At 70.3% G+C, this 17,520-nt stretch carries 17 protein-coding genes and 1 tRNA gene; 10 read left to right on the plus strand and 8 right to left on the minus strand.

Annotation, left to right across the window (positions count from 1 at the left end; translation table 11 throughout):
* Window positions 1–90 precede the first annotated feature (90 nt).
* Complete coding sequence (gshB, locus tag NON00_RS07570; protein WP_256019270.1) at window positions 91–1,035, minus strand: glutathione synthase; 945 nt, start codon at window positions 1,033–1,035, stop codon at window positions 91–93.
* Window positions 1,036–1,160: 125 nt separating this feature from the next.
* Here gshB and NON00_RS07575 point away from each other — a divergent pair, with 125 nt between their 5' ends.
* Genes NON00_RS07575 through dnaQ form a run of 3 tightly spaced genes read left to right on the plus strand, consistent with a single transcriptional unit; the run spans window position 1,161 to window position 3,338 of the window.
* The gene (locus tag NON00_RS07575; RefSeq protein ID WP_256019420.1) at window positions 1,161–2,000 is read left to right on the plus strand and encodes a shikimate dehydrogenase; all 840 of its coding nucleotides are present in this window, start codon (window positions 1,161–1,163) and stop codon (window positions 1,998–2,000) included.
* 55 nt (window positions 2,001–2,055) lie between these two features.
* Window positions 2,056–2,640 carry a dephospho-CoA kinase gene (gene coaE, locus NON00_RS07580; protein ID WP_256019422.1) on the plus strand — a complete coding sequence of 195 codons (585 nt, stop codon included), beginning with the start codon at window positions 2,056–2,058 and terminating at the stop codon, window positions 2,638–2,640.
* Window positions 2,637–3,338 (plus strand): DNA polymerase III subunit epsilon, encoded by a 702-nt coding sequence (dnaQ, locus tag NON00_RS07585; protein ID WP_256019272.1) that lies wholly within the window; start codon window positions 2,637–2,639, stop codon window positions 3,336–3,338. The genes coaE and dnaQ overlap by 4 nt, the downstream gene beginning before the upstream one ends.
* Before the next feature lie 129 nt (window positions 3,339–3,467).
* Here dnaQ and NON00_RS07590 read toward each other — a convergent pair whose 3' ends face one another.
* The gene (locus NON00_RS07590; RefSeq protein ID WP_256019274.1) at window positions 3,468–3,929 is read right to left on the minus strand and encodes a GNAT family N-acetyltransferase; all 462 of its coding nucleotides are present in this window, start codon (window positions 3,927–3,929) and stop codon (window positions 3,468–3,470) included.
* Window positions 3,926–5,128: a pyridoxal phosphate-dependent aminotransferase gene (locus NON00_RS07595; RefSeq protein ID WP_256019277.1), complete on the minus strand. Its 1,203-nt coding sequence runs from the start codon at window positions 5,126–5,128 to the stop codon at window positions 3,926–3,928. Before NON00_RS07595 ends, NON00_RS07590 begins: the two co-directional genes overlap by 4 nt.
* Window positions 5,129–5,415: 287 nt before the next feature.
* On the opposite strand from NON00_RS07595, the gene NON00_RS07600 reads away from it, so the two are divergent.
* Window positions 5,416–7,113, plus strand: a complete 1,698-nt coding sequence (locus NON00_RS07600) for a methyl-accepting chemotaxis protein (protein ID WP_256019280.1) — start codon at window positions 5,416–5,418, stop codon at window positions 7,111–7,113.
* Between the two features lie 72 nt (window positions 7,114–7,185).
* On the opposite strand, the gene NON00_RS07605 is transcribed toward NON00_RS07600, so the two are convergent.
* The 5 genes from NON00_RS07605 to NON00_RS07625 all read right to left on the minus strand — a co-directional run bounded on the left by NON00_RS07605 (window position 7,186) and on the right by NON00_RS07625 (window position 12,138).
* On the minus strand, window positions 7,186–8,184 hold the full coding sequence (locus NON00_RS07605) for a chlorophyllase/cutinase-like alpha/beta fold protein (protein ID WP_256019282.1): 999 nt from the start codon (window positions 8,182–8,184) through the stop codon (window positions 7,186–7,188).
* A 104-nt stretch (window positions 8,185–8,288) separates the two neighbouring features.
* A complete protein-coding gene (locus NON00_RS07610) occupies window positions 8,289–9,083 on the minus strand; it encodes an ABC transporter permease subunit (RefSeq protein WP_256019285.1) in 795 nt (264 codons plus the stop codon).
* Window positions 9,080–9,949, minus strand: a complete 870-nt coding sequence (locus NON00_RS07615) for an ABC transporter permease (protein WP_256019287.1) — start codon at window positions 9,947–9,949, stop codon at window positions 9,080–9,082. The genes NON00_RS07610 and NON00_RS07615 overlap by 4 nt, the downstream gene beginning before the upstream one ends.
* The gene (locus tag NON00_RS07620) at window positions 9,949–10,992 is read right to left on the minus strand and encodes an ABC transporter ATP-binding protein (RefSeq protein WP_256019288.1); all 1,044 of its coding nucleotides are present in this window, start codon (window positions 10,990–10,992) and stop codon (window positions 9,949–9,951) included. The genes NON00_RS07615 and NON00_RS07620 overlap by 1 nt, the downstream gene beginning before the upstream one ends.
* Before the next feature lie 30 nt (window positions 10,993–11,022).
* Window positions 11,023–12,138, minus strand: coding sequence for a polyamine ABC transporter substrate-binding protein (locus tag NON00_RS07625; RefSeq protein ID WP_256019291.1), 1,116 nt, complete (start codon window positions 12,136–12,138; stop codon window positions 11,023–11,025).
* Window positions 12,139–12,407: 269 nt separating this feature from the next.
* On the opposite strand from NON00_RS07625, the gene NON00_RS07630 reads away from it, so the two are divergent.
* The 6 genes from NON00_RS07630 (at window position 12,408) to NON00_RS07655 (ending at window position 17,493) form a co-directional block, all read left to right on the plus strand.
* Window positions 12,408–13,061 carry a hypothetical protein gene (locus tag NON00_RS07630; RefSeq protein ID WP_256019293.1) on the plus strand — a complete coding sequence of 218 codons (654 nt, stop codon included), beginning with the start codon at window positions 12,408–12,410 and terminating at the stop codon, window positions 13,059–13,061.
* Window positions 13,062–13,106: 45 nt separating this feature from the next.
* Window positions 13,107–15,161, plus strand: coding sequence for a glycosyl hydrolase family 28-related protein (locus NON00_RS07635; protein ID WP_305123257.1), 2,055 nt, complete (start codon window positions 13,107–13,109; stop codon window positions 15,159–15,161).
* Window position 15,162: 1 nt separating this feature from the next.
* Entirely contained in the window at window positions 15,163–16,431 is a 1,269-nt protein-coding gene (locus NON00_RS07640) for a hypothetical protein (RefSeq protein WP_256019296.1), read from the plus strand.
* A gap of 220 nt (window positions 16,432–16,651) precedes the next feature.
* Entirely contained in the window at window positions 16,652–17,026 is a 375-nt protein-coding gene (locus NON00_RS07645) for a hypothetical protein (RefSeq protein WP_256019299.1), read from the plus strand.
* 15 nt (window positions 17,027–17,041) lie between these two features.
* Window positions 17,042–17,233: a hypothetical protein gene (locus tag NON00_RS07650; RefSeq protein WP_256019302.1), complete on the plus strand. Its 192-nt coding sequence runs from the start codon at window positions 17,042–17,044 to the stop codon at window positions 17,231–17,233.
* A 185-nt stretch (window positions 17,234–17,418) separates the two neighbouring features.
* Window positions 17,419–17,493, plus strand: a tRNA-Thr gene (locus NON00_RS07655).
* The last annotated feature ends 27 nt before the right edge of the window (window positions 17,494–17,520 follow it).

Raw genomic sequence — 17,520 nt, forward strand, 5'->3', positions numbered from 1 at the left:
TTTGGCGTCCCGCCTCAGGCCCGAGGCGGGACGCTTTCTGAAAAAAGTTTTTTGGTTCTTTTTTTCAAAAAAGAACCCTTCCTGAAAAAACTACCGCTTGCTCTCGATGGCGTCCCAGATGGCCTTCTCCAGATGGATGCCATCGAAGCGGGCCAGTTCCTGGAGCCCGGTGGGCGAGGTCACGTTGATCTCGGTGATATAGTCGCCGATCACGTCGATGCCGACGAAGATCAGCCCGCGCTTCTTCAGCTCCGGCCCGATGCGCTCGCAGATCTCGCGGTCGCGCGGGGTCAGGGCCACGGCCTCGGGGCGGCCACCGACATGCATGTTGGAACGCGCCTCGCCCTCGGCCGGGACGCGGTTGATGGCGCCCATCGCCACGCCATCGACCAGGATGACGCGCTTATCACCCTTCCGCACGGCGGGGAGGTATTGCTGGATCATCAGCGGCTCGCGCGAGCGCTCGGCATAGAGTTCGAGCAGTGCGTTGAGGTTGGAGTCCTCGGGCTTCAGGTGGAACACGCCGGCGCCGCCATTGCCGAAGAGCGGCTTGACGATGATGTCGCCATGCTTCTTGCGGAAGGCGACAATCTCCTGCGGGTCGCGGGTGATCAGCGTGTCCGGCATCAGCTCCGGGAACTGCATGACGAACAGCTTCTCCGGCGCGTTGCGCACGCTGGCCGGGTCGTTCACCACCAGGGTCTTCGGGTGGATATGCTCCAGGATGTGGCTGGCGGTGATATAGGCCATGTCGAAGGGCGGGTCCTGCCGCATCAGCACGACATCCATGGTGGAGAGGTCATGCAGGGCGGGCTCGCCCAGGGTGTAGTGGTTGCCCTTCTCGCGCCGCACCTCGACGCTCTGCATCCGCGCCAGCACCTTGCCGGACTGCATGCTCAGGTCCTTGACCTGGTAGAACCACAGCTGGTGGCCGCGCGCCTGGGCCTCCAGCATCAGCACGAAGGTGCTGTCGCCATCGATGTTGATGCCCTGGATCGGGTCCATCTGGACCGCGACCTTCAAACCCTTCGCCATGGTGGGGGCTCCGTGCCTTGAGTCTTCGTTGCCCGCAGTGGTGGCATTGCGCGGCGCGGAACGCCAGGGGGGCATCAAAGCGATTGACCGCGCGCCCGCCCGGCCCGATTCATGGCGGCATGACGATTCACTCCGGCAAGGCGAAGCTGGCGGGCGTGCTCGGCTGGCCTGTCTCGCATTCGCGTTCCCCGCTGCTGCATGGCCACTGGCTGCGGCGGCATGACATCGATGGCGCCTACATGCCCCTGCCCGTCCGGCCGGAGGATTTCACCGAGGCCGTGCGGGCCCTGGTGAAGCTCGGCTTCCGCGGCGCCAATGTCACCATCCCGCACAAGGTCGCGGCCTTCGCCCTGTGCGACGAGGTGGACGCCACCGCCCGCCGCGCCGGCGCGGTCAACACGCTGGTCTTCGAGGAAGGGCGCATCCGCGGCAGCAACACGGATGGCTTCGGCTTCGTGGAGAGCGTGCGGGAACAGGCGCAGGGCTGGTCCGCCCAGGATGGCCCGGTGGTGGTCCTGGGCGCGGGCGGCGCGGCGCGCGCCATCGCCGCCGCGCTGCTGGATGCCGGCTGCCCGCGCCTCACCCTCGTCAACCGCAGCCGCGCCCGGGCGGAGGCCCTGGCCGCCGCGCTGGGCGGCCCCATCACGGTGGCCGATGCGCCGCCGCTGGCCGATGCGGCGCTGCTGGTCAACACCACCAGCCTCGGCATGCAGGGCCAGCCGCCGCTCAGCATCGACCTCGCGCCGCTGCCCGCCACCGCCGTGGTGGCCGATGCCGTCTATGTGCCGCTGGAGACGCCGCTGCTGGCCGCCGCGCGGGCGCGCGGGCTGCGCGCGGTGGATGGGCTGGGCATGCTGCTGCACCAGGCGCGGCCCGGCTTCGCCGCCTGGTTCGGGGTGATGCCGCAGGTCGATGCCCAGCTGCGCGCCATCATCGCCGCCGACATCCCCAAGACCGCCGCCTGACGCGCCACCGATGAAAATCCCAGGGCTAAAAGTTTTGGGGCGGAAAGTTTTGGGGCTGACGGTTCTAGGGCTGACCGGCGGCATCGGCATGGGCAAGTCCACCGCCGCCGCCACCTTCCGGCGGCATGGCGTGCCGGTCTTCGATGCCGATGCGGCGGTGCATGCCCTGCAGGGGCGCGGCGGCCGCGCCGTGGCGCCGGTGGCCGCCGCCTTCCCCGACACGGTGCGCGATGGCGCGGTGGAGCGCGAGGCGCTGCGCCGCGCCGTGCTCGGCAACCCCGAGGCGCTGCGCCGGCTGGAGCGCATCATCCACCCCCTGGTCCGCGCCGAGGAGCGCCGCTTCCTCGCCCGCGCCCGCCGCGCCGGGCGGCGCCTCGTGGTGCTCGACATCCCGCTGCTCTTCGAGACGAAGGGCGAGGCGCGGTGCGATGCGGTGGTGGTGGTCTCCGCCCCCGCCGCCGTGCAGCGCGCCCGCGTGCTGCGCCGCGGCGGCATGACGCCGGAGCGCCTCGCCGCCATCCTCGCCCGCCAGACGCCGGATGCCGAGAAGCGCCGGCGGGCGGACCATGTCATCCGCACGGGCCTGTCGCTGGCCCATGCGCGCCGGGCGATCCGCCGCCTGCTGGAGTTCTACCGATGAGCCGTGCCCTCGTCCTCGATACCGAAACGACGGGCTTCGACCCGCTGACCGGCGACCGCGTTCTGGAAGTGGCGGCGGTGGAGATCGTCAACCTCGTTCCCACGGGGCGGCATTTCCACACCCTGATCGACCCCGAGCGCGACGTGCCGGAAGAAGCCACCAAGGTGCATGGCTTCACGCGGGACATGCTGATCGGCAAGCCGAAATTCGCCGAGATCGTCCCCGGCCTGCTGGACTTCCTGGGTGATGACCCGATCGTGGCGCACAACGCGCCCTTCGACTTCAACTTCCTCGACTTCGAGCTGAAGAAGGCCGGGCACAAGGTGCTCGACCGCGCGCGCATGGTGGACACGCTGGTCCTGGCCAAGAAGCGCTTCCCCGGCCTGCCCAACAGCCTGGATGCGCTGTGCCGGCGCTACGGCATCGACAATTCCATGCGCACCGCGCACAACGCGCTGCTCGACGTGCAGCTGCTGGCGCAGGTCTATCTGGAACTGATGGGCGGCAAGCAGCCGGGGCTGGAACTGGCCAGCCGCCCGGCCGTCTCCACCCCGGTGGTGCTGGCGGTGGATGCGCCCCCGGTGGCCGCGCGCACGCCGCGCCCGATCACCCCCAGCGAAACGGAGATCGCCGCACACAGCGCCTTTCTCGGGAAGATCAAGGACCCGGTCTGGGCGGCGCTGCTGGCGGCGGAGTAGCTCTTTGGGGAGGCTCCGCCTCCCCCAAACCCCTCCGCCGGGGTGGCAGGGCCACCCCGGACCCCGCCTTCAGTAAAGCCCAAACGGATGTGGGGGTCCGGGGGAACTCAGTTCCCCCGGATTCTTCGCTTAAACCCGCGCCGGCAGGAGCATCGCCCGGTCGAATTCCTGCTCCGCCACGACGGCGAAGCCGAGGCGCTCATAGAAGCGCTGCGCCCCGCTCTGCCGCAGCACTTCGAGGCGCACCGGCAGGGTGGGCCGCTCGGCGGCGATGGCGGCCATCACGGCGCGGCCGAGGCCCCGCCCCTGCGCCGCCGGCTCGAGATAGAGGTTGGAGACCTCCGTCTCCGCCGCGCCGTGGCGGATGGTGACGCAGCCGAGCAGCGTGCCGGCCGCATCCTCGATCAGGCGCGTCGCGGCGGGGTCGAAGCTCTCGCGCATGCGGCGGCGGCGGCGCTCCGGGTCCCAGCGGCCGATCCGCTCCAGATCGGCGCGCAGGGTGCGGATGGAGAGATCCAGCAGCCGCTCGAAATCGGCCTCCGCCGCCGGACGGAAGTGGAAGGGGGCGGCGCCCCCTTCCCGTTCGCTCACTTCAGGCCCGCGCAGAAGCGCTGGATGCGCGTGCAGGCCTCGACCAGCGAGGCATCATCCGTGGCGTAGCTGATGCGGAAATGGCCAGGGAACATGAAGGCCGAGCCGTGCACGGCGGCCACGCCCTCATCCTCCAGCAGCGCGGTGACGAAATCCTCGTCCGTCTCGATTGTCTTGCCGGAGGCCGCGGTCTTGCCAAGACAGGCATGGATCGAGGGGAAGACGTAGAAGGCGCCCTCCGGCGTCAGGCAGTGGATGCCCGGCGCCTGGTTCAGCAGGCCCACCACCAGGTCGCGGCGGCGCTCATAGGCGACGCGCATGGTCTCCACCGAGTCCTGCGGCCCGGTCAGGGCCTCCAGCGCGGCGGCCTGGGAGATGGAGGAGGTGGAGGAGGTGGACTGGCTCTGCAGCTTGTCCATCGCCTTGGCCAGGGCGTGCGGGGCGCCGGCGAAGCCGATGCGCCAGCCGGTCATCGCCCAGGCCTTGGAGCAGCCATTCATCGTGATGGTCCGCTCCTTCAGGCGCGGCTCCACGGCGGCGATGGTGCTGCTCTTGAAGCCGCCATAGACCAGCTTCTCATAGATGTCGTCGGTGAAGACCCAGACCTGCGGGTGGCGCAGCAGCACCTCGGCCAGCCCCTTCAGCTCCTCCGCCGAATAGGCGGCGCCGGTCGGGTTGGAGGGGTTGTTGAGGATCAGCCACTTGGTCCTGGGCGTGATCGCCGCTTCCAGCTGCTCCGGCGTGATCTTGAAGCCCTGGTTCTGGCCGGCCGGGACGATCACCGGCTTGCCATCGGCCAGCGCCACGATGTCCGGGTAGGACACCCAGCAGGGGGCGGGGATGATCGCCTCATCCCCGGCATTCATCGTGGCCAGCATGGCGTTGAAGATCACCTGCTTGCCGCCGGTGGAGACGATGATCTCCTCCGCCGCGTAGTCGAGGCCGTGCTCGCGCTTGAAATAGGCGGCGCAGGCCTCGCGCAGCGCCTTGGTGCCGGAGACATCGGTATAGCGCGTCTCGCCCCGCTCCATGGCGGCGATGGCGGCATCCTTGATGTTGCGCGGGGTGTCAAAGTCGGGCTCGCCGGCCGAGAGGCTGATGATGTTGCGCCCCTCCGCCTTCAGCGCCCGCGCCTTGGCGGAGATCGCGATGGTCTGGGAGGGCGAGATGCGGTCGAGCCGCTCGGCGGTCAGGGTCATGGGGCTGGACGATCCGGAGACAAAAAAACCGCCGGACCCTACGCCTCTCCTTCCGGCAGGACAACACGCCGCGCGCCCGGAGCGGGCGATGGAGGCCCTTCCGGCGCGGCGGGAGGGAGCATGGCAGCCATGCGGCGCGGCGGCGGCCCCGGCCACGCGCGCGTCGAACACCTCTTCGGGAGCAGCACCGGTCCCATGGGGCACGCTTATCGTTCTGCAAATGAATCGCAGCAAGCTCGCCTCCCCCCGGGCCACCAGCAGGGTGGCCCCCGTCCGGAGCCTGTTGCATGAGCTTCTTCTCCCGCCTCGGCATACGCGGGCGCTTCGCCGTCAGCTTCGGCGCCCTGCTGCTGATCATGGCCGGCATCGGCCTGACCTCCCTGCGCCAGCTCTCCACCCTGAGCGGCGTCACCACCCAGCTGGGCGAGCAGCAGCTGCCCACGGTCGAGCTTCTCGGCATCGTGGCGCAGGACGTGATCCAGTTCCGGCAGATCCAGGCGGCGGAGCTGCTGAGCAGCGACCCGGCCCGCCGCGCCAGCCTGGCCACGCGCAAGGCCGCCCTGCGCGCCGATATCGAACAGCGGCTGCGGGAGGCCGAGGCCACCGCCGACCTGCCCGGCGAACGCGCGGCGCTGGAGGCGGTGAAGCGCGCCTGGCAGGGCTACGCCCAGCACAGCGCCAGCTTCGACACGCTGCTGGGCCGCGAGGCGCAGCAGGCCAGCGCCAGCGAGGCGGCGCATCTTTATGACGGCCCGCTGGCCCAGCACAGCGCCGCCTTCCGGCAGGCCATGGGCGCCGCCGTGGCGCTCCAGCGCCAGATCAGCGGCGGCGCCGTGGTGATGGCGCAGGAGACCTATCTCAGCTCCCGCTGGCTGATCGGCGGGGCGACGCTGGTGGCGGTGCTGCTGGCGCTCGGCTTCTACGTCTGGCTCAGCCGCGGCATCGTGGCGCCGGTGGTGATGGTGGCGGCGGCGCTGCGCCGGCTGGCCGGGCGGGACTACGCCTTCCCCCTGCCGCCGGCGCGCGGCGACGAGATCGGCGAGATGACGCGCGCCGTGGCCGAGTGCCGCGACGGGCTCCAGGCCGCCGACCTCCTGGCCGCCCGGCAGGCCGAGGCCCAGGCCAGCCAGCTCCGCCGCGCCACCCGCCTCGATGCGCTGACCCGCCAGTTCGAGACGGCGGTGGGCGAGCTGGTGGCCACCCTCTCCGCCGATTCCGGCCTGCTGAACCGCACGGCCCGGACCATGTCCGGCAATGCCAGCACCGCCACCGAGCAGGCCGAGGCCGTGGCCCACGCGGCCGAGCACACCTCGGCCAATGTGCAGATGGTGGCGGCGGCGGTGGAGCAGCTCTCCACCTCGGTGGCCGAGATCACCCGGCAGGTGGCGCGCTCCGCCGAGGTGGCCAGCCGCGCCGCCAGCGACGCCCGGCAGACGGACAACACCGTCCGCGCCCTCTCGGATGGCGCCCACCGCATCGGGCAGGTGCTGGAGCTGATCAGCAGCATCGCCGGGCAGACCAACCTGCTGGCGCTGAACGCCACCATCGAATCCGCCCGCGCGGGCGAGGCCGGCAAGGGCTTCGCCGTCGTCGCCTCGGAGGTGAAGACCCTGGCCGGGCAGACCGCCAAGGCCACCGAGGAGATCGGCAACCAGGTGGGCCAGATCCAGGCGGTGACGGAGGAGGCCGTGGCCGCCATCCAGAAGGTGGCCGGCACGATCGACGCGGTGAACGAAATCACCGCCGCCATCGCCGCCGCCGTCGAGGAACAGGCCGTCGCCACCCAGGAAATCGCCCGCAACATCCAGCAGGCCGCCGGCGGCACCCAGACGGTGACGCAGAATATCGTGGCGGTGAGCGCCGCCGCGCGCGAAACCGGCGGCGCCGCCGGGCAGGTGCTGGACTCCGCCGGCGCCCTGGCCCGCCATGCCGAGCATCTGCGCGCCGAGGTGGGCAGCTTCCTGGCGGAGGTGAAGGCGGCTTAGGGCCGGCACGCGGGGCGCCAAGGCCGGGAGAAGCCCGGCGCCCCTCTCCCCAAACCGCCGCGCTGGGCGGCGCTACAGAGAGCGCTTCAGGAACGCCGCGATGGTCTTTTCCATCTCCCGGTGGATGGCTACCCGGTCGATCCCTGCGGCGTCCTGACAGAGCAGGGCCTGTTCGGCCGCGATTTGCGGCGGGCAGGGATTGAGAAAGACAAAATGGCGCCCGGGCGCCACGGCTTCCTGCGGCGCCAGAGGCAGGTTTCTGGCCAGCGCGAGGGCGTTGCCCGTGGCCTTCATATATGTATCGTCCTGCGGCCGGTAGAGCAGCACGGGCATACGGAGGCTAACCAAGCCGGCAGCATCGAACATGATCGCCAGCGGGTCGAGCAGGACGAGCGCCTTCAGGCGCGGCTCGGTGGGGGGCTTCCAGCTGGCGAGCGTCGAGGCACCGCCCGTATGGTCGGCCCAGGTCATGCAGGAGCCACCATCCCCCAGGCCTTCCGCCGCGCAGTAAGCGGAGGCGCGCGCGAAGTCCGGCTTGGCCCCCGCGACAATGAGCGCCGTGTAGCCACCGGCCGAATAGCCAACCATACCGATCCGGCCTGTATCGGCATGGCCGGAGAAGCGCGCATCCCCCAGCGCGGCGTTGAGGGCCGCGATCGCCTGACGCGGCCGGTTGATCAGGACCCGCACCTGATCGTTTTCAAGCGGCTGGCTTGCGGCATCACCGAGATGCGTCGGGGCCACGACGATGAAGCCCTCCCGCGCAAGGTGGGCGGCGAGGTCGCGATGCGAGAGGGGCGTACCTCGCCGGCCATGCGACAGCAGCACAACCGGGAAGCGGCCCTGGGCCAGGGGCGCGTCCTGGCTAGCATTGATCTGAAAAGGCCCCACCTGCCAGGGCGCTTCTGACGCGGGGCTCGGATACCAGACCAGGGCATTGGCCTGCCCGGCAGCATCCTGGAAGGGAAGCCGCACGACACCAGCCTGCCAGGAGTCAGCCCGTGCGTCCGGACATCCCCAAACGCCACAGAGCGCCATCAGGCCCAAAAGACGCAAAATGCTGAACAGCATGGATTTTTCTGCCATCGCCTCGCCCCTGGGCTATCTCAAAAGCAGTAGATAAATATCAAAATAAAGAAGTCTTTTTGTTTATTTTTCTTCAGAAAAAATTTCTTTCACTTCCTCATTTTCCACACCGCCAACCCCACCCCCAGCACGGCCAGCGCCATGCCGAGGATGACCACGGCCAGGGCGTTGATTTCCGGCGTCAGGCCCAGGCGCAGCATGGAGAAGACCTGCATGGGCAGGGTCGTCCCCGCCGGGCCGGAGACGAAGCTGGCCACCACCACATCATCGAGCGAGAGAGTGAAGGCCAGCAGCCAGCCGGCCACGAGGCTCGGCGCCATCAGCGGCAGGGTGACGGTGAGGAAGGCGGTGAGCGGCGGCGCGCCGAGGTCGCGCGCGGCCTCCTCCAGCTCCGGTGCCAGCACGGCCAGCCGCGCCTGCGCCAGCACCGCGACATAGGCGGCGCCGATGGTGGCATGGGCGAGCAGGATGGTGAGCGCCCCGCGCTCGGCGGGCCAACCGGTCAGGCGCTGCAACAGCACGAAGAAGAGCAGCAAAGCGAGGCCCATCACCACATCCGGCAGCACCAGCGGCGCGCCGGACAGCGCGCCGAAGAGCGCCCGCCCGCGGAATGGCCCCTGCCGCGCCAGCACCCAGCCGATGGCGCCGCCCAGCAGCACGGCGAGGCTCGCCGCCCCCAGCGCCACGCGCAGGGAGAGCAGCGCCGCCTCCACCAGCCGGTCATCCGCGCCGAGGGCGGCGAACCAGCGCAGCGAGAAGCCGCCCCACTGGAAGGGGATACGGTCCGCGCTGAAGGCATAGGCGGCGAGCAGCAGCACCGGCAGCCAGAGGAAGGCCAGCCCCGCCAGCAGCCCGGCGCGGGCGAGCAGGCCGCGCCGCCTCATGGCTCCGCCTCCAGCCGCTGGAAGAGGCGGATGGGCACCAGCAGCACCAGCAGCAGCAGCACCGCCAGCGCCGCCGCCACCGGCCAGTCCCGGTTCTGGAAGAATTCCTGGAACAGCACGCGCCCCACCATCTGCGCCTCCGGCGGGCCGAGCAGCTCGGGGATGACGTATTCCCCGGCGGCGGGGATGAAGACCAGCAGGAAGGCCGCCGCCAGCCCCGGCAGCGCCAGCGGCAGGGTGACGGTGAGGAAAACCGGCCACGGCCCGGCGCCGAGATCGGCCGCCGCCTCCTCCAGCGCCGGGTCGCGGCGGGAGAGGGCGGTGTAGAGCGGCAGCACGGCGAAGGGCAGGTAGGCATGGACCATGCCGAGGAACAGCGCAGGCCAGGAGTAGAGCAGCGGCAGCGGCGCCTCGATCAGCCCGAGGGATTGCAGCAGGCTGTTGATCCACCCCTCATCGCGCAGCAGCCCGACCCAGGCGCCGAGGCGCGGCAGGAAGCCCGTCCAGAAAGGCAGCAGCACGAGGCCGAGCAGCAGGGGCCGCGAGCGGGCCGGCGCCCGCACCAGGCCGAGCGCCATGGGGAAGGCCAGCAGCAGGCAGAGCCCCGCCGTGCCACCCGCCACCAGCAACGCATCGAGGAAGGCGGCGCGGTAATAGCCATCCCACAGCGCCAGGGCGAGCGCCTCGGTGTTCAGCCCCTGCCCTGGCACGGCCCAGGGCAGGGCGAAGGGCGGCACGCCCTCCGCCGCCCAGGAGAGCGCCAGCACCGCCACCACCAGCAGCGGCGCGGCGACGAAGAGCAGCAGCCAGAGGCCCGGCAGCGCCGGGACCAGGCGCGACGGCCAGCCGGGCAGCAGGCGGCGCATCAGCGCGACAGCGGCACGAGGGATGCCGCCTCCCAGCCCAGGCGCAGCGCGGCGCCGCGCGGCGGCGGCGGGCCATCCTCCTCGGCATGGCTGACGCGCAGCAAGGCGCCCCCGGCGGCGCGCACCAGCAGCAGGCTGTCATCGCCGCGGAAGGCGATATCCTCGACGACGCCGCCGACCGTCTCCGGCCCGCCCGCGGCACGGACAAAAATCCGCTCGGGGCGGAGGGCGAGGGCGGCGGTGCCGGGCGGCAGCTGCGTGGGCCGCAGCGTGGCGCCAAGGGCGGGGCAGGCGAAGCCGCCCTGGCCATCCGCCTCCCCCTCCAGCACATTGGCGGCGCCGAGGAAGGCGGCGACGAAGCGCGTCGCCGGCCGGTCATAGACCTCGCGCGGCGGGCCGAGCTGGACGAGGCGCCCCTGCTCCAGCACCGCCACGCGGTCGGCCAGGGCCAGGGCCTCGTTCTGGTCGTGCGTCACCATGATGAAGGCGGCGCCCGTCTCGCGCTGCAGGGCGCGCAGCTCGAAGCCGGTGCGCTCGCGCAGATTGGCGTCGAGCGCGCCCAGCGGCTCGTCCAGCAGCAGCAGGCGCGGGCGCTTGACCAGGGCGCGCGCCAGCGCCACGCGCTGCTTCTGCCCGCCCGAGAGGCGCTGTGGCGCGCGCCCCTCGAAGCCGGAGAGGCCGACCATGGCCAGGGCCTCGGCCACGCGGCGGTCGCGCTCGGCGCGCGGCACGCCGTCGCGCTTCAGGCCATAGGCCACGTTGCCCGCCACGGAGAGATGCGGGAACAGCGCGTAGGACTGGAACATCATGTTCAGCGGCCGCAGATGCGGCGGCACGCCGGCGAGGTCCCGCCCCTCGAAGAGCAGCGCGCCGGAATCGGCGGCCTCGAAACCGGCGATCACCCGCAGCAGGGTGGATTTGCCGGAGCCGGAACCGCCGAGCAGCGTCAGGAACTCGCCCGCCGCCACATCGAGATCGAGCCCGTCCAGCGCCAGGGTGGAACCGAAGCGCCGGGTCAGGCCCCGCAGGGAGAGCAGCGGCAACTCAGCGACCCACTCTCAGCGACCCCACTCTCAGCGACCCGCCTTGAAGCGGCTCCAGCCGCGGCTGCGGGCGCGCTCGGCGGCGGGCGCCAGCGCGGTGACGGTGAAGGTGCGGGCCAGCGCCTCGGAGGTGGGGTAGACATTGGGGTCGTCGCGCACCGCCGCCTCCACCAGCGGGCGGGCCGCCGGCACGGCGTTGGGGTAGCGCACCTGGTTGGTGATGCCCGCCATCACATCCGGCTGCAGCAGGAAGTTGATGAAGCGCTGCGCGGCCTCCGGGTTCGGCGCATCGGCCGGGATGGCCAGCATGTCGAACCAGAGCTGCGCGCCCTCCTTCGGCTGCACATAGCCCACCTGCACGCCGCGCCCGGCCTCCTTCGCGCGGGCCTGGGCCTGGATGACGTCGCCGGAATAGGTCAGCACCATGCAGTATTCGCCATTGGCCAGGGCATCCATCAGGTTGCCGCTGGCGGTGATGGCGCGGACATAGGGGCGGATGGCCAGCAGCGCGTCCTCGGCCGCGCGCAGGTCGGCGGGCTCGGTGCTGTTGGGGTTGCGGCCGAGCCAGCGCAGCACGCTCGGCATCACGTCGATGGCCGAGTCCATCACGGCGATGCCGCAGCGGGCGAGGCGCCGCGCATTCTCCGGCTTCAGCAGCAGGTCGAGGCTGTCGGGCGCCACGTCCGGCAGCAGCTCCTTCACCCGGTCGGTGCGGATGCCGAGGCCGATGGTGCCGTAGAGATAGATGGCGCCGAATTTGTTGCCCGGGTCGCTGCTCTCCACCTGGCGCAGCAGGGCGGGGTCCTGGTTGCCCCAGTTGGGGATCTGCGCGCGGTCCAGCGGCCGCAGCGCGCCGGCGCGCACCAGGCGGGAGAAGGTCGGCTCGCTGGTCGGCACGATGATGTCGTAGCCCGAGCGCCCGGCGGAGAGCTTGCCCTCCAGCGTCTCCAGGCTGTCATAGACGTCGTAGCGGATGCGGATGCCGGTCTCGCGCTGGAAGCGGTCCACCGCATAGGGGTCGATGTAGTCGGACCAGTTGTAGACGTTCAGCGTCACCGGCTGTTGCGCCTGGACGGGGGCGGAGGCCGGCGCCCCGCCCAGCAGGGCGGCGGCGAACAGCGAGGTGGCGAGCAGGCGACGGAGCATGCGGGCGGTCCTGCGGCGGTGGGAGGAGGCCTGCACCGTAATCGCAGGGACGTGACGGGTCCATTGGTTGCTGAACCCTGAACCCTAGGACTTTATTCTTGACTTTATTCCTATAAGCCCGTATCTCCAAACCCGTCACCGGGCGAATTGCGTCCGCTGATCCCCCCCTCCCCCGCTCTTATCCGAACCGCCCGGCCCTGCTCCCCCGCGGGGCCGGGTGTCGCCGCATGGGCCGCCCCCATCGTCGCGACCCCAGCCAGGAGACGCGCATGCCCTTCGATCCTCGCGGGCTGACCTCGCTCGCCAGCACGGACAGCTTCACCCTCTGGCTTTATGTCACCACCGACACCCGGGCCGCGGTGCTGGCGCCGGGCTACTTCACGGCCGCCACGGGGCGGCTGCAGCCGGGCCATGTGGTGGTGCTGCAATCGGCGGATTCGCTGACCTTCCTGCCGGTGCGCAGCAGCGCCACGGTGGGCAACGGCCTGGTGCTCGATGCCTCGGCCGCGCCGCTGCGGCTCAACGCCAATGCCGAGCTCGTGCTCGACATCGCGATGGCCGCGGTGGCGGCGGCGACGCGCACCGTCGCCCTCGGCACCATCCCCACCGGCCTCTACACGGGGCGCAGCTTCACCGTCTCGGCCAGCGTCAGCGGCCCGGTGTCGACGCTGGTGTTCAGCATGCTGAACGCCTCCGGCACCGTGGTGCTCGGCCCGACCTCGGTGGCGGTCAGCTCCGGCGGCGCCTCGGTCAGCTTCACGGCGCCGGCGGCGGGCAGCGGCTACCGCATCCGCGTGGCCGATGCCGATGAGCCGCTGGCCACCCAGACCTCCGCCAGCATCGTGGTGACCGAGCCCTACGCGCTGCTGACCGAGGCGGGCACCAGCCTGCTGGCCAGCGATGGCGGCGAGATCCTGCTCTGACCCAGGGCGCAGCCACCCCTCCCCCCGCGAAGGACTCCCGCCACCATGTCTGACAAGAAGATTTCCGAACTGAACGCGGCCAGCACGCTGGCCGATACCGACATGACCGCCCTGGTGCAGGGCACCAGCCCGAGCCTGGAGACGCGCCGCGCCACGCTCGCCCAGCTGCGCAGCGGCGTGCTGACCGAGCGCGCCCTGCATGTGCGCAACTACGGCGCCGTGGGCGATGGCGCGACCGACGACACCGCCGCCATCCAGGCCGCCATCGACGCCGCCGCGGCCCAGGGCGGCGGCACCGTGCTGCTCGGCCCCAGGCGCTACGCCATCACCTCGGCCGAGCTCGTGGTGAAGGAGAATGTCCAGCTCACCGGCCAGCTCCACCAGGGCGGCTGGCGCACCAATGGCGATTTCTCCACCGTCCGCTACGCCCTCATCCTGAACAGCAGCCGCACCATCCGCATGCAGCGCAATGCCGGGCTGCACGGCATCGCCATCCTGCGCGCCGGGCTGACGGCGCCCACCTCCCTGCGCGCCGGGCTGGACGCGGCGGCGGCCTTCGCCGGCACCGCCGTCACCATCGGCGCGGGCGTCGGCGGCAACAGCGCCGGCAATGGCGCCGATACCGTGCTGACCCGCCTGCTGATCCTCGGCTTCAACTGGGGCATCTACTCGGACGCCAATGCGCGCGTGCGCATCGCCGACGTGCTGGGCGACTGCACCAACGGCCTCTATCTCGGCCGCTCCTACGACGTCTCGCGCATCAGCGAGGTGAACTGGCATCCGCTCGTCACCACCGCGCGCACCTGGTCCAACACCCGCGTGGCCATCAGCGCCGTGGCCAATAACGGCTCCGGCCTGTTCCGCATCACCACCGCCAGCGCGCATGGCCTCTCCACCGGCGATCTGATCAACATCGCCGAGGTGCGCACCAGCGGCGCCCCCACCCTCTATGGCCGCTGGACCGTCACGGCGGTGAGCACCACGCAGCTCGACCTCCAGGGCAGCACCTTCGCCAGCGGCTGGAGCTCGGGCGGCGCCATCTACATCAACCCCAACCGCCGCCTCGGCATCGCCTTCGCCGTCAACGACGCCGACATGGCGAGCTTCGAGAACTGCTTCGAATACGGCCACGAGATCGGCTTCGACATCCAGAACGCCTGCCACTCCTGCCACTTCGACAATATCGGCACGGATGGCTGGGTGGACATGGCCGACCCCAACACCATCGGCATCCGCATCAACGGCACCTCGCTGCGCACCAAGGTCGTGGGTGGCTTCATCTCCTCCAAGGGCTGCTCGGTCCAGGTCAGCACCACGGGGGCGGAGCTGCACGAGATCATCGGCGTCAACGTCACCGGCGGCGCGCGCCGCATCGCCGAGGTGCTGAGCGGCCAGATCTCCTTCACCGCCTGCGACTTCACGGGCGCGCCGGGCACCAGCAATGTCAGCATCAGCGCCATCCATCTCGGCGGCAGCGCCGGCAATGTGATGGTCAATGGCTGCGACACCACCGCTGTCACCTTCACCGCCGACAGCGCGGCGGCCATGCAGCGCCTCGTGCTGCTCGGCAACCGCCCTGCGACGGCGGCCACCACCACCCACCGCATCGCCGCCGGGCAGCTCGAACTCGCCACCGTCTCCGACAGCGCGGCGGTGGAGACGCGCCTCTCCATCTCGACCAGCGGCACGGTGACGCTGACCGGGCCGCTCGTGCTGCCCGCCAACCCGACGGCCAACCTCCAGGCCGCGCCGAAGCAGTATGTGGACAGCCAGTTCACCAGCCGCGCCCTGGCCAGCCTGGTGCTCTCCGCCGCCACCACCGTCACCTTCGCCAGCCACAATGCGCGGCTGCTGATCGCCAATAGCGGCACCACCCTGTCGCTGGCCTGGGCCAATACGGGGGATGGCTTCTCCTGCTCCGTCGTCAACCGCACGGGCAGCGACATGGCGCTGACGCTCACCGGCTTCACCACCGCGACGCCCGCCAACAGCGACGGCTTCACCAGGATCCGTGCCGGCGGCATCGCCACCCTGCTGGTCTACTCGCCGGATGGCGGCACCACGCGGATCTGCCACCTCTCGGGCGCGGGGGCCCCCTGACATGTTCGTCCCCGCCCTGATCCCCGGCGTGCTGTCCAGCACGACGCCGCTGCGCGTGCTGGGGCCCGGCCATGCCGGGCGCACCGGCACCACGCGCAGCGGCACGGCGCTGGTGCAGGACAGCAGCGGCATCTGGCAGGCCGCCAGCGCCAACGCGCCCCGCTTCACCGGCAGCGCCCAGCGCCTGCTGGTGGAGGAGGCGCGCACCAACCTGATCCGCAACCCGCGCGCCGAGGGTGCCGTGGCCGGCACTCCCGGCACAATGCCAACAAATTGGGGGTCTGCCACCAATCCCACCGGGCTGGCGCGCAGCATCGTCGGCACCGGCACGGTGAACGGGCTGCCCTATATCGACATTCGCCTCTCCGGCACGCTGACGAGCAGCAATGGCAATGCCGCCATGACGTTGGACCTTCAGACTGGCATGCCAATCACAGCAGCAACAAACTACACATACTCAATTTATGTGGCTCTAATTGCTGGATCCCTCAGCAACGTCCCGAACATCGCCCTTAATTTACTGACCTACCAATCTGATGGAGTCACACAAGTCGATAACGTTTCCAACAATTTTCACACCGAACTCACATCAGCACTGAAACGTTTTTCTTTGAATTTCACGTCAGGCACGGGAGCAGTTTTTGTACTGCCGCGGCTGCGACCCGGCCTCGGCAGCAGCGGCTCGGCGGTGGATATCACCCTGCGCATCGCCGCGCCGCAGTTCGAACTGGGCACGGTCGCCACCAGCCCCGTCCTGCCCACCGCCGGAACCCCGGCCACCGCCAGCCGCGCGGCGGATCTGGTGAGCTGGTCGCCCTCCGGCGGCTTCGGCAGCAGCGGCACGGTGGTGGTCCAGGCCATGCTGCCCAACGCCGCCGTCTTCGGCGTCCACCAGGGCCTCGTGCAGATCGATGATGGCACCGACAGCAACCGCCTGCTGATCCGCAACACCTCCGCCGGCAGCACCATCTTCGGCATCATCGACAGCGGCGGCAGCACCCTGGCCAGCCTCTCCGGCGGCAACATGACGGCGGGGACGGTCTTCCGCGCCGCCTTCGCCTGGGCCCCCGGGGACCAGGCCTTCTGCCTCAATGGCGGCACGGTGCAGACCGCCGCCGCCACCCTGCCCTCGGGCCTGACGCGGATGCTGGTGGGGCACGGCGCCACCGGCCTCAACCGCGCGGCCAACGGGGAAATCGCGCTGGTCGACTACCGGCCGGTGCGCGTGCCCAACACCACGCTCCAGGCGCTCTCCACCAGCGGCGTCTGACGGCAGACTTCCAGAAAAATTCAGGAAGAAATCTTCTTTTTCTGAAGAAAAAGAAGCAAAAAGACTTTTTTCAGTTTTTTGTTCTGCTGCAAAAAATAAAGCGCAGCGCCCACTGAAAAAAGTTTTTTGGTTCTTTTTTTCAAAAAAGAACACCTCCCGAATCCCTGCTGGACGATCTCCCGAGCCCTTTTCTCCCTCTCCGGCAAGGAAGCAGGACCTCATGGCCATCCTCAGCGATTATGCCCGCAACATGCTGGCGCGCGCCCTCTGCGCCCGCGCGCCCTCGCTGCCCAGCACGGTCTTCGTGGCTCTCGGCACCGGCGGCACCACCGCCGCGGGGCTGAGCGGCGAGCCCACCGGCAACGGCTATGCCCGCCAGCGCGTCACCTTCACCGGCACCGGGCAGCAGCGCAATGTCGAGACGCTGCGCTTCGTCTTCAGCGCCGCCGCCGGCAGCTTCACCTATCTCGGCCTCTACGATGCCGCCACCGGCGGCAACCCCCTGGCCTATGGCCCCCTGGCCCAGACCGCCAATGTCACCGGCCCCGGCACCGTGACCATCGCGGCCGAGGCCATCACCATCAACGCCACCTGAAACAGGAGAACAGCCATGTTCGACTGGATCGCCAGCCAGATCCGCCAGCCCAGCACCTGGCGCGGGCTGTTCCTGCTGCTGACCGCCGGCCTCGGCATCAGCGTCTCGTCGGAGCTCCAGGCGGCGCTGCCCAACCTGGCCATCGCCGCCCTCGGCGTCTGGGAGGCGGTCCGCAAGGGCGGCAGCTTCGGCGAGCCCGGCGCCTGAACGGCGCCGGACGGCATCACGACGCCTGAGGGGACAGGCGTGAGCGGCACCGGGGAGGCGGGCGGGGCGGCCCGCCCTCCCCGGTGGCGCACCCACGAAATGGGATATCCACAGGAAAACGCAGAAAAGGGGTTGCGCTCCCCCACCCATCCCCCGTAGAGAGCGCCTCGCTTTCACGGCGGCACGCTGCTGTAGCTCAGTGGTAGAGCACTCCCTTGGTAAGGGAGAGGTCGAGAGTTCAATCCTCTCTAGCAGCACCACCCTCCTCCCGCCGCTGCGGTGAGACG

Origin of the sequence: Roseomonas sp. GC11 (assembly GCF_024437745.1) — a bacterium.
GTDB lineage: Bacteria > Pseudomonadota > Alphaproteobacteria > Acetobacterales > Acetobacteraceae > Pseudoroseomonas.

What these genes read in the sequence shown, in the direction of transcription:
- gshB (WP_256019270.1), bottom strand. Translation starts at nt 1,035, where the DNA reads ATGGCGAAGGGTTTGAAGGTCGCGGTCCAGATGGACCCGATCCAGGGC.
- dnaQ (WP_256019272.1), top strand. Translation starts at nt 2,637, where the DNA reads ATGAGCCGTGCCCTCGTCCTCGATACCGAAACGACGGGCTTCGACCCG.
- NON00_RS07595 (WP_256019277.1), bottom strand. Translation starts at nt 5,128, where the DNA reads ATGACCCTGACCGCCGAGCGGCTCGACCGCATCTCGCCCTCCCAGACC.
- NON00_RS07600 (WP_256019280.1), top strand. Translation starts at nt 5,416, where the DNA reads ATGAGCTTCTTCTCCCGCCTCGGCATACGCGGGCGCTTCGCCGTCAGC.
- NON00_RS07605 (WP_256019282.1), bottom strand. Translation starts at nt 8,184, where the DNA reads ATGCTGTTCAGCATTTTGCGTCTTTTGGGCCTGATGGCGCTCTGTGGC.
- NON00_RS07610 (WP_256019285.1), bottom strand. Translation starts at nt 9,083, where the DNA reads ATGAGGCGGCGCGGCCTGCTCGCCCGCGCCGGGCTGCTGGCGGGGCTG.
- NON00_RS07615 (WP_256019287.1), bottom strand. Translation starts at nt 9,949, where the DNA reads ATGCGCCGCCTGCTGCCCGGCTGGCCGTCGCGCCTGGTCCCGGCGCTG.
- NON00_RS07625 (WP_256019291.1), bottom strand. Translation starts at nt 12,138, where the DNA reads ATGCTCCGTCGCCTGCTCGCCACCTCGCTGTTCGCCGCCGCCCTGCTG.
- NON00_RS07630 (WP_256019293.1), top strand. Translation starts at nt 12,408, where the DNA reads ATGCCCTTCGATCCTCGCGGGCTGACCTCGCTCGCCAGCACGGACAGC.
- NON00_RS07635 (WP_305123257.1), top strand. Translation starts at nt 13,107, where the DNA reads ATGTCTGACAAGAAGATTTCCGAACTGAACGCGGCCAGCACGCTGGCC.
- NON00_RS07640 (WP_256019296.1), top strand. Translation starts at nt 15,163, where the DNA reads ATGTTCGTCCCCGCCCTGATCCCCGGCGTGCTGTCCAGCACGACGCCG.
- NON00_RS07645 (WP_256019299.1), top strand. Translation starts at nt 16,652, where the DNA reads ATGGCCATCCTCAGCGATTATGCCCGCAACATGCTGGCGCGCGCCCTC.
- NON00_RS07650 (WP_256019302.1), top strand. Translation starts at nt 17,042, where the DNA reads ATGTTCGACTGGATCGCCAGCCAGATCCGCCAGCCCAGCACCTGGCGC.